Annotated in this window: 10 protein-coding genes; 6 read left to right on the plus strand and 4 right to left on the minus strand. The window is 72.2% G+C overall.

From position 1 onward, the window contains the following. Nucleotide 1 precedes the first annotated feature (1 nt). The gene (locus ACERUN_RS15680) at nt 2-646 is read right to left on the minus strand and encodes a hypothetical protein (protein WP_370290966.1); all 645 of its coding nucleotides are present in this window, start codon (nt 644-646) and stop codon (nt 2-4) included. Nucleotides 647-733: 87 nt separating this feature from the next. After that, the gene (locus ACERUN_RS15685) at nt 734-1,915 is read right to left on the minus strand and encodes an RtcB family protein (protein WP_370290967.1); all 1,182 of its coding nucleotides are present in this window, start codon (nt 1,913-1,915) and stop codon (nt 734-736) included. A 187-nt stretch (nt 1,916-2,102) separates the two neighbouring features. Here ACERUN_RS15685 and ACERUN_RS15690 point away from each other — a divergent pair, with 187 nt between their 5' ends. Beyond that, nucleotides 2,103-2,414, plus strand: a complete 312-nt coding sequence (locus ACERUN_RS15690) for a chorismate mutase (protein WP_370290968.1) — start codon at nt 2,103-2,105, stop codon at nt 2,412-2,414. A gap of 4 nt (nt 2,415-2,418) precedes the next feature. On the opposite strand, the gene ACERUN_RS15695 is transcribed toward ACERUN_RS15690, so the two are convergent. Further along, entirely contained in the window at nt 2,419-3,009 is a 591-nt protein-coding gene (locus ACERUN_RS15695) for an HAD family hydrolase (protein ID WP_370290969.1), read from the minus strand. Between the two features lie 65 nt (nt 3,010-3,074). Further along, nucleotides 3,075-4,364 carry a citrate synthase gene (locus tag ACERUN_RS15700; RefSeq protein ID WP_370290970.1) on the minus strand — a complete coding sequence of 430 codons (1,290 nt, stop codon included), beginning with the start codon at nt 4,362-4,364 and terminating at the stop codon, nt 3,075-3,077. A gap of 361 nt (nt 4,365-4,725) precedes the next feature. On the opposite strand from ACERUN_RS15700, the gene rplM reads away from it, so the two are divergent. The 5 genes from rplM to ACERUN_RS15725 all read left to right on the plus strand — a co-directional run bounded on the left by rplM (nt 4,726) and on the right by ACERUN_RS15725 (nt 9,072). Then, nucleotides 4,726-5,169 carry a 50S ribosomal protein L13 gene (gene rplM / locus ACERUN_RS15705; RefSeq protein WP_370290971.1) on the plus strand — a complete coding sequence of 148 codons (444 nt, stop codon included), beginning with the start codon at nt 4,726-4,728 and terminating at the stop codon, nt 5,167-5,169. Nucleotides 5,170-5,204: 35 nt separating this feature from the next. Continuing rightward, entirely contained in the window at nt 5,205-5,708 is a 504-nt protein-coding gene (gene rpsI / locus ACERUN_RS15710; protein ID WP_370290972.1) for a 30S ribosomal protein S9, read from the plus strand. 154 nt (nt 5,709-5,862) lie between these two features. After that, nucleotides 5,863-7,254: a phosphoglucosamine mutase gene (gene glmM, locus ACERUN_RS15715; RefSeq protein ID WP_370290973.1), complete on the plus strand. Its 1,392-nt coding sequence runs from the start codon at nt 5,863-5,865 to the stop codon at nt 7,252-7,254. A 67-nt stretch (nt 7,255-7,321) separates the two neighbouring features. Next, the gene (locus ACERUN_RS15720) at nt 7,322-8,284 is read left to right on the plus strand and encodes an ABC transporter ATP-binding protein (RefSeq protein WP_370290974.1); all 963 of its coding nucleotides are present in this window, start codon (nt 7,322-7,324) and stop codon (nt 8,282-8,284) included. Continuing rightward, a complete protein-coding gene (locus ACERUN_RS15725) occupies nt 8,281-9,072 on the plus strand; it encodes an ABC transporter permease (protein WP_370290975.1) in 792 nt (263 codons plus the stop codon). Before ACERUN_RS15720 ends, ACERUN_RS15725 begins: the two co-directional genes overlap by 4 nt. Nucleotides 9,073-9,169 lie beyond the last annotated feature (97 nt).

Below are 9,169 nucleotides of genomic sequence, written 5' to 3' on the forward strand. Positions count from 1 at the left end.
CTCAGACGGTGGCGGCGGCGAGCGAGGCGAGCTCGGCGTCCACGTTGGCGCGCGCCGCGCGCTCCCAGGTGGCCAGACCGTAGTGGGTGGCGAACAGGGTGGGTGCCTCGCGCAGCTTGGTCAGCACGGCCGTGCGGCCCTCGGCGAAGGTGGCGTCGTCGAGGTGGGCGTACTCGCGGCGCACGGCCTCCACGTAGGCGGCGTAGCGCTCGGCGGGTGCGGCCAGGATCGCCAGGTCGGCGTCCGAGAGAGCCGCTCCGGCAGTGTCGCCGGGTTCGGGGCGGTGGTGCTCGGTGAGGCGCACCAGGCGTGCGACCTCGGCGACGGTGGCGTCGTCCACGAGGCCGGCGAGGGCCTCCTCGGCCCAGGTGGCCGAGCGCTCCTCGGCGTCGCGCTCGCCGTCGTAGACGGCGTCGTGGAACCACGCGGCCAGGCTCACGCTGACGGGGTCGAAGCCCTCACCGCTCGCCGCGATCTCGTCGAGGTGGTCGAGCACCTCGCGCAAGTGCCGCGTGCCGTGATGGGCCCGCGCCGGGTCGGCGTAGGCGGCGGCGAGGTCCTCGCGCAGGTCGTCGGCGCCCTTGAGGGGCCACCGCTGCGCGAGCGCGGCGGGGAGGGGATCGGCAGGATCAGGATCGTCATCCATCCCGCTATTGAAGCCGACGCTCCCAGCGGGGCGGCGCCGGACCCGGTCCTCACCGGATCCGGCGCCGCCGGAACCACGCGCAGCTGCTCAGTCGCCCTTGACGTTGACCAGCTGGCGCAGCACGTGCCGCACCTCGACGAGGTCGCGCGCGTCCTCCATCACCTGGTCGATCGGCTTGTAGGCCGCCGGGATCTCGTCGATGAAGGCGTTGGTGTCGCGGTACTCGATACCGACCATCGCCGCCCGCAGCTGCTCGCGGTCGAAGGTCTGGCGGGCCTTCGTGCGCGAGTACTCCCGCCCTGCGCCGTGCGGCGCGGAGTTGAGGGAGACCGGGTGGCCCTTGCCGCTCACCACGTAGGACGCCGTGCCCATCGAGCCGGGGATCAGGCCGGGCCGTCCGGCCTCGGCGTTGATGGCGCCCTTGCGCGAGAGCCACACCTCGCGGCCGAAGTGGGTCTCACGCTCGGTGTAGTTGTGGTGGCAGTTGATCTCCTCGCAGCGCTCCACCTCATCGGCGGAGCCGAGCCCGACCCACTCGGCGAACTGCCGAACGACCCGGTCCATCATCTCCTCGCGGTTGAGCAGTGCGTAGCGCTGCGCCCACCGCATCTGGCGGATGTAGGCCCAGAACTCGTCGGTGCCCTCCACCAGGTAGGCCAGGTCGCGATCGGGCAGCGGGATCCACCACCGCTCGCACAGCGTGCGGGCCACCTGGATGTGCCGCTGGGCGATCCGGTTGCCCACGCCGCGCGACCCCGAGTGCAGGAAGAGCCAGACGCGCTGCTCCTCGTCGGCCGTCACCTCGATGAAGTGGTTGCCCGAGCCCAGGGTGCCGAGCTGGAGGTCCCACCGCTTGGCGTAGGAGCCCGGCTCGAAGCCGGCCTCCTCGGCCAGGCGGGTCAGCTCCTCGAGCCGCTCGCGGGTGTGCTCGCGCGACACCGTGCGGTTCGCGGCGCCCGCCGAGAGCGGCACCGCGCGCTCGATGGCCTCCCGCAGGGTGCGCCGCTCGGCGGGCAGCTGGTCGGTGGTGAACTGCGTGCGCACCGCGATCATGCCGCAGCCGATGTCGACGCCGACCGCAGCCGGGATGATGGCGCCGAGGGTCGGGATGACCGACCCGACGGTGGCGCCGAGCCCCAGGTGGGCGTCGGGCATCAGCGCGACGTGCGGGTGGATGAACGGCATGGTCGCCGTGGTCACCGCCTGGTCGCGGGTCTTCTGCTCGAGGATCGACGCCCAGCTCAGCAGCGTCGGGGTGATCTTCTCCATGATGGTCTCCGCGGGTCTCCTCCGTGGTCGTCGGCCCCGCCGGGTGCGGGGCCGGGGGAGGACGCTACGGAGCGGGAATCGGGTTGCACCGCCCGTTTTCGCACCGGCATCCTCGCGCGCTCGCGCGAGGCTCCGCCCGCGCGAGGAGGTGGACGCCGTCCGGCCCGGCGCGGGCCGATAGGGCAGGATGCAGCCCGTGAGTGCAGACGACGCCCGCGCCGAGCTCAACCGCCTGCGGTCGAGCATCGACAACCTCGACGCCGCTCTCGTCAACCTGCTCGCCGAGCGCTTCAAGTGCACCGAGCAGGTCGGGCGCCTGAAGGCGCGGGCCGGCATGCCGGCCGCCGACCCCGCCCGTGAGGCGGTGCAGATCGAGCGCCTGCGCGCCCTCTCGGCCAGCTCCGGCCTCGACCCCCACTTCGCGGAGAAGATCCTCGGCGTGATCATCGCCGAGGTCATCCGCAACCACGAGCAGTTCGCCGAGGAGCACGAGGGCTGAGCCCTCAGACGGGCAATCCCGCACGTCGCAGGTCAGCGCCCAGGCGCTCGGCGTCGACGAAGAGCACGCCGGTCATGCCGAGCGAGCGGGCGGCGTCCACATTGACCTGGCGGTCGTCGATGAAGACGAGTCGTTCCAGCGGCAGGCCGATGCGGGTGGCGGCGAGCCGGTAGATCGCCGGATCGGGTTTGGCCAGGCCCTCGGAGCCGGAGACCACGACGTCGGCGAACAGGCGCAGGAAGTCGAAGCGCGCGGGCATGTGGGCCCGGTAGAGCTCGTCGGAGAAGTTGGTGAGCGCGACCTGCCGCACGCCGGCCGCGTCCAGGGTGCGCAGCAGGTCCACCGAGCCGGGCACCTCGCCCGTGAGGGCGAGCCCGAAGTGCTCGCGGTAGGCACGGCCGTGCGCCACCCACCGCGGATGGTCGCGCTCGAGGACGGCGAGGGCGTCGTCCCAACTCGTGCCCGCATCGCAGGCGTGGTTCCAGGATGCGAAGTCGAACTCGGCGAGGAAGCGGCGCGCCTCGCTCTCGCCGACGCCCGCGGTGACGGCGGCCACGGGGGACCACCGCACCAGGACGTCGCCCAGATCCCACACGACCCCGACCGCAGGAGCGGTCGGGGTCGTGTCGTGGTCCGGGTGGTCCGGCAGAGCGTGGGGGCTCAGGCCCACCGCTCCTCCGCGGGCACGAAGTCGAGCGTGCGCGCGCCGGTGTAGATCTGCTTCGGACGGGCGATCTTCTGGTCCTTGTCCTGGGTGAGCTCGAGCCACTGCGCGAGCCAGCCCGGGGTGCGGCCGATGGCGAAGAGCACCGTGAACATCTCGGGCGGGAACTGCAGCGCCTCGTAGATCAGGCCCGAGTAGAAGTCGACGTTCGGGTAGAGCTTGCGCTTGACGAAGTACTCGTCCTCGAGCGCGATCTTCTCGAGCTCCTGGGCGACCTCGAGCAGCGGGTTGACGCCGGTGACCTCGAAGACGTCGTCGCAGGCCTTCTTGATGATCTTGGCCCGCGGGTCGTAGTTCTTGTAGACGCGGTGACCGAAGCCCATGAGGCGCTCGTCGCCGTTCTTCACGCCCTCGATGAACGCGGGGATGTTCTCCTTGGTGCCGATGCGGCGCAGCATCTTGAGCACCGCCTCGTTGGCGCCGCCGTGCAGCGGACCGAAGAGGGCGCCGATGCCGGCGGAGACCGCCGAGTAGGGGTCGACCTGCGAGGAGCCCACCGAGCGCACGGCGTTGGTGGAGCAGTTCTGCTCGTGGTCGGCGTGCAGGATGAACAGCACGTCGAGCGCCTTCGCGATGCGCGGGTCGGGCTGGTAGGTGACCTCGCTCATCTTGAAGAGCATCGAGAGGAAGTTCTCGGCGTAGGAGAGGTCGTTGTCGGGGTAGACGTACGGCTTGCCCTGGGCGTGACGGAAGGCCCACGCGCCGAGGGTCGGCATCTTCGCGATCATCCGGACGATCTGGATGTGGCGGTTGTCGGGGTCGCTGATCTTGCTCGACTCCGGGTAGAACGTCGACAGCGCGCCGACCGAGGCCATGAGCATGCCCATGGGGTGCGCGTCGTAGCGGAACCCGTGCATGAAGCTCTTCACGTTCTCGTGGACGAACGTGTGGAAGGTGATCTCGTGCACCCACTGCTCGTACTGCTCGCGGGTGGGCAGGTCGCCGTGGATGAGCAGGTAGGCGACCTCGAGGAAGTTCGACTTCTCGGCCAGCTGCTCGATGGGGTAGCCCCGGTACTCGAGGATGCCCTTCTCTCCGTCGATGAACGTGATGGAGCTGCGGCACGAGGCGGTGTTGACGAACCCGGGGTCGTAGGTCGCCAGGCCGGGCTCGTCGTCGTTGAGCTTGATCTGCCCGAGGTCGGCGGCCTTGATGGTGCCGTCGACGATCGGGATCTCGTACTCCGCTCCCGTGCGGTTGTCGCGTACGGTCAGGGATTCAGTCACGCTGCCAACCTAGTGCGCGCGCGAAAACGCGCGATAGCGGGTGTCCCGAACCGTGACCAGAGGCGATCAGTGGGACGCACGAGGCGCCGTCGGCGTGCCACCGATCAGGGATTTGGCCGCCCCCGCGCGAGAGCCGTACTCTTGGCGGTCGCGTCCCCTGCCGCTTCGCCGTGCCGTTCAGTTCGGCCGACGGGGCAGTCCCGGATCGCCTCGATGATCGTCGGACGACGAGCACGGGTGGGCCGGGCTGAGTTCGTCAGAGGACGCCGCTCCGCCCGCGGCCCGACCGGTCCGTGAGCGGTGCAGCCCGCTCGGCGTCCGCCGCGTGGGTCCACGAACGAACGAGAGAGTGTCCGCACCCATGCGTACCTATGCTCCGAAGCCGGGCGACGTCGAGCGCCAGTGGCTCGTGATCGACGCGACCGACGTCGTCCTCGGTCGGCTCGCCGTCACGGCGGCCAACCTGCTGCGCGGCAAGCACAAGCCGATCTTCGCCCCGAACGCCGACACCGGCGATTACGTGATCGTCATCAACGCCGACAAGGTCGCCCTCACCGGGTCCAAGCGCACCTCGAAGATGGTCTACCGCCACTCCGGCTTCCCGGGCGGTCTGACCGCCACGCCGATCGGCGAGGTCATCGACAAGGACGCCCGCAAGGCCGTCGAGAAGGCCGTCTGGGGCATGCTCCCCAAGAACCGCCTCGGTCGCCAGATGATCAAGAAGCTCAAGGTCTACTCCGGCCCCGCGCACCCGCACCAGGCCCAGCAGGCCGTCCCCTACGAGATCACCCAGATCTCCCAGTGACCTCTCTCCAGAACTGATCAGGACTAAGGATTACCGTGGCTGACACGCAGAACACCGAGGTCGAGGAGACCTTCGAGACCGACGAGCAGGGCCTCGCCTACACCAGCGAGAGCTCGCCGTCCGTCGCCGCCGACACCCGTCCCGCGACCATCGCCCCCGGCGCGGCCACCGGCCGCCGCAAGGAGGCCGTGGCCCGCGTCCGCATCGTCCCCGGCACCGGCGTCTTCACCATCAACGGCCGGACCATCGAGGACTACTTCCCGAACAAGCTGCACCAGCAGGTCGTCAACGAGCCCTTCGCGGCGCTCGGCCTCGAGGGTCGCTTCGACGTCATCGCCCGCATCCACGGCGGCGGCATCACCGGCCAGGCCGGCGCCCTGCGCCTCGGCGTGGCCCGCTCGCTCAACGAGATCGACGTCGAGGCCTACCGCCCGACGCTGAAGAAGGCCGGCCTGCTCACCCGTGACGCCCGCGCCACCGAGCGCAAGAAGGCCGGTCTCAAGAAGGCCCGCAAGGCTCCGCAGTACTCCAAGCGCTGATCCACGCCTGGGCTCCAGGCTGCGCTCGCACGACGGGGCCACGCACCGCTGCCGCGGTCCGTGGCCCCGTCGGCGCGTTTTCCGCCCCGGCGCGAGGCCCGCTCATCGCGGCCGTCGTGTCGCAGGCCTCCACGACCTCGACGAGGAGTTCCCCTTGACCCGCATCTTCGGCACCGACGGGGTGCGCGGCCTCGCCGGCCGAGACCTGACCGCCGAGCTCGCGCTGCGCCTGGGCGCGGCCGCCGCGCGCGTCGTGCGCGACGACCTCCACTCCTCCGGCGCGTCCGGCGCGTCCGGCGGGGCCGGCGGGCGTCGTCCACTGGCCGTGGTGGGGCGCGACACCCGCGTGTCGGGCCACTTCCTCGAGGCCGCCCGGGTGGCCGGCCTGACCTCGGCGGGCGTGGACGTCGTCCTGCTCGGCGTGATCCCGACGCCCGGGGTCGCCTACCTCACCGCCTACCTCGACGCCGACCTCGGCGCGGTGATCAGCGCTTCGCACAACCCGATGCCCGACAACGGCATCAAGTTCCTGGCCCGCGGCGGGCTCAAGCTGGACGACGCCCACGAGGCGCGCATCGAGGCGGCGCTGGCCGACGACGACTGGGAGCGCCCCACCGGCGCCGCCGTCGGTCGCGTGCGCACCGACCTCGACGGTGAGGCCGCGCTCGACGCCTACGCCCGCCACCTCGTGACCACCCTCGACGGCGACAGGGCGCTGGCGGGGCTGCGCGTCGTCCTCGACTGCGCGCACGGCGCCGCGAGCGTCGTGGGGCCGCGGGTGCTCGAGGCCGCCGGCGCCGAGGTCGTGTGCATCGGCGACGGCCCCGACGGGCTCAACATCAACGACGGCGTCGGCTCCACCCACCTCGAGCCGCTGCGCGCTGCCGTGCTCGAGCACGGCGCCGACGTCGGCATCGCCGTCGACGGCGACGCCGACCGCTGCCTGGCGATCGACCACACCGGCGCCGATGTCGACGGCGACCAGATCATGGCGGTGCTGGCGCTCGCGCTGAAGGCCCGCGGCGCCCTCGTCGACGACACCCTCGTGGCCACCGTGATGAGCAACCAGGGCCTGGTGAACGCGCTGCGCGGCGCCGCGATCCGCGTGGAGCGCGCCGCCGTGGGCGATCGCTACGTGCTCGAGCGCATGGCCGCCGGCGGCTACACGCTGGGCGGCGAGCAGTCCGGCCACGTGATCCTCGCCGAGCACGCCACCACCGGCGACGGCCTGCTCACCGCGCTCCACCTGCTGCAGCAGGTGGCCACCTCCGGCACCCCGCTGGCCGAGCTGGCCGGGGTCGTGCAGCGGCTGCCGCAGGTGCTCGTCAACGTGGGCGGCGTCGACCGCTCGCGCTGCGACGACGCCGAGCTGCAGGCTGCCGTGGCCGAGGCGGAGGCCGAGCTGGGTGAGGCGGGCCGCGTGCTCCTGCGCCCCTCGGGCACCGAGCCGCTGGTGCGGGTGATGGTGGAGGCCGGCACCGCCGAGCAGGCCGAGGGCGTCGCGCAGCGGTTGGCGGACGTCGTCCGCGCGCGGTTGTCGCTCTAGCCACCGGCGGGACCTGCCGGCGGATTCGGGCGGTTTGGTGACCGCTCGCCGGTGGCAGGGTGGCGGCGTGGACTCCCCAGCGCTCGTCTTCGAATCCCTGACCAAGCAGTTCGGTGCCGCGCGCGCCGTGGACGACCTCAGCTTCGCCGTGCGCCCGGGTGTCGTCACCGGTTTCCTCGGGCCCAACGGCGCCGGCAAGACCACGACGCTGCGCATGCTGCTCGGCCTCACCCGGCCGAGCAGCGGACGCGCGCTCGTGGGCGATCGGCCCTACGCCGAGCACGAGCGTCCCGGTCGCTTGGTCGGTGCCGCGCTCGAGGCCTCCAGCTTCCACCCCGGCCGCACGGGGCTGGGCCATCTCGAGGTGTACGCACCGCTCGTCGGCGTCGCGCGCACCCGGTGCCGCCAGGTCCTCGAGGCCGTCGGGCTGGAGCGCGCCGCGCGGCAGCGCGTGGGCGGCTACTCCCTGGGCATGCGCCAGCGCCTCGGCCTCGCCACCGCGCTCCTGGCCGACCCGCCCGTCATCGTGCTCGACGAGCCCACCAACGGCCTCGACCCCGAGGGCATCGTGTGGATGCGCTCGCTCCTGCGACGCTTCGCCGCCGAGGGCCGCACGGTGCTGGTCTCCAGCCACCTGCTGCGCGAGGTCGAGACCACCGTGGACGACGTGGTGATCATCGCGCAGGGGCGGCTGCGCCACGCCTCCTCGATCGCCGACCTGCGCGGCATGGCCCGCCCCGCCACCCACGTGGTCTCGCCCCGCCCCGACGCCCTCGCCGCGCTGGCCGCCTCCGAGGGCTGGGCGAGCGAACCGCTGGACGACGGCCTGCTGGTGAGCGGTCGCACCGCCGCCGAGGTGGGCGCCCGCGCCCACGCGGCCGGCCTCGAGCTGCACCGGCTCAGCCCGCGCGACGTCGACCTGGAGGCCATCTTCTTCGACCTCACCCGCGCCGACGGGGCGCCGGGTGGAGGCGGGCCGGGGGCGGGCGTCGTCCACGGGGCGGCTGCGGCGGCCGGAGGCGCACGATGAGGGCGGCGCTGGCGGCGGAGTACCGCAAGCTCGCCACCACCCGGCTGTGGTGGGTGCTCCTCATCGCGATGACCGGCTACCTGGCGTTCGTCTCGGCCGCGGTCGCCGGCTCCTTCGCCTTCGCCCCCGACGACGCCACCGGCCTGCCGCGCGGCACCGACGCCGCCCGCTCGGTCTACTCGCTGGTCAACGGCATCGGCTACGTCTTCCCGCTGGTGATCGGCAGCCTCGCGATGACCGGCGAGTTCCGCCACCGCACCATCACCCAGAGCCTGCTGGTCGATCCCGACCGCACTCGCTTCCTGCTCGCCAAGCTGATCGCCGTGGTGCCCGTCGGCGTGCTCGCCGGTCTGGCCGGCACCGTCGGCGTGCTGATCGGCGGCGCACCGCTGCTCGCCTGGAAGGGCGACGGCGCGCGGCTCGGCGAGGGACAGGTGCTCGTCGGGGTCGGCCTCGGCATCGGCGTCGTCGCTCTGTGGGCGATGATCGGCGTGGCCGTCGGCTCGGTGCTGAGCAACCAGGTGGCCGCGATCGTGGTCATCCTCGCCTTCACTCAGCTCGTCGAGCCGATCATCCGCATCGCGCTCTCGCAGGTCGACTCGCTCGCGGGGCTGGCGTCCTACCTGCCGGGCGGCGCCGCCGACTCCCTGATCGGAGCGAGCTTCCTGTCGACCACCGGCTCGGTCGACCTCCTCCCGCGCGGTGTGGCGGCCGTCGTCCTCGTGGCCTACGTGGTGGTGCTCGCCGTCGTCGGTCGTCTCACCACGCTCCGCCGCGACATCGGCTGATCGCCGCGGCGCTCTGGCGGGCCGGAGGCGGGGTGGGGGCGGCGTACTTGGCGAAGTAGGACGACGGAGTTCGGAAGAGCGGCGTGTAGGGAAAGAG

The organism is Nocardioides sp. (assembly GCF_964229035.1).
Classification (GTDB): Bacteria; Actinomycetota; Actinomycetes; order Propionibacteriales; family Nocardioidaceae; genus Nocardioides.

What these genes read in the sequence shown, in the direction of transcription:
- ACERUN_RS15685 (WP_370290967.1), bottom strand. Translation starts at nt 1,915, where the DNA reads ATGGAGAAGATCACCCCGACGCTGCTGAGCTGGGCGTCGATCCTCGAG.
- ACERUN_RS15725 (WP_370290975.1), top strand. Translation starts at nt 8,281, where the DNA reads ATGAGGGCGGCGCTGGCGGCGGAGTACCGCAAGCTCGCCACCACCCGG.
- rplM (WP_370290971.1), top strand. Translation starts at nt 4,726, where the DNA reads ATGCGTACCTATGCTCCGAAGCCGGGCGACGTCGAGCGCCAGTGGCTC.
- ACERUN_RS15690 (WP_370290968.1), top strand. Translation starts at nt 2,103, where the DNA reads ATGCAGCCCGTGAGTGCAGACGACGCCCGCGCCGAGCTCAACCGCCTG.
- ACERUN_RS15680 (WP_370290966.1), bottom strand. Translation starts at nt 646, where the DNA reads ATGGATGACGATCCTGATCCTGCCGATCCCCTCCCCGCCGCGCTCGCG.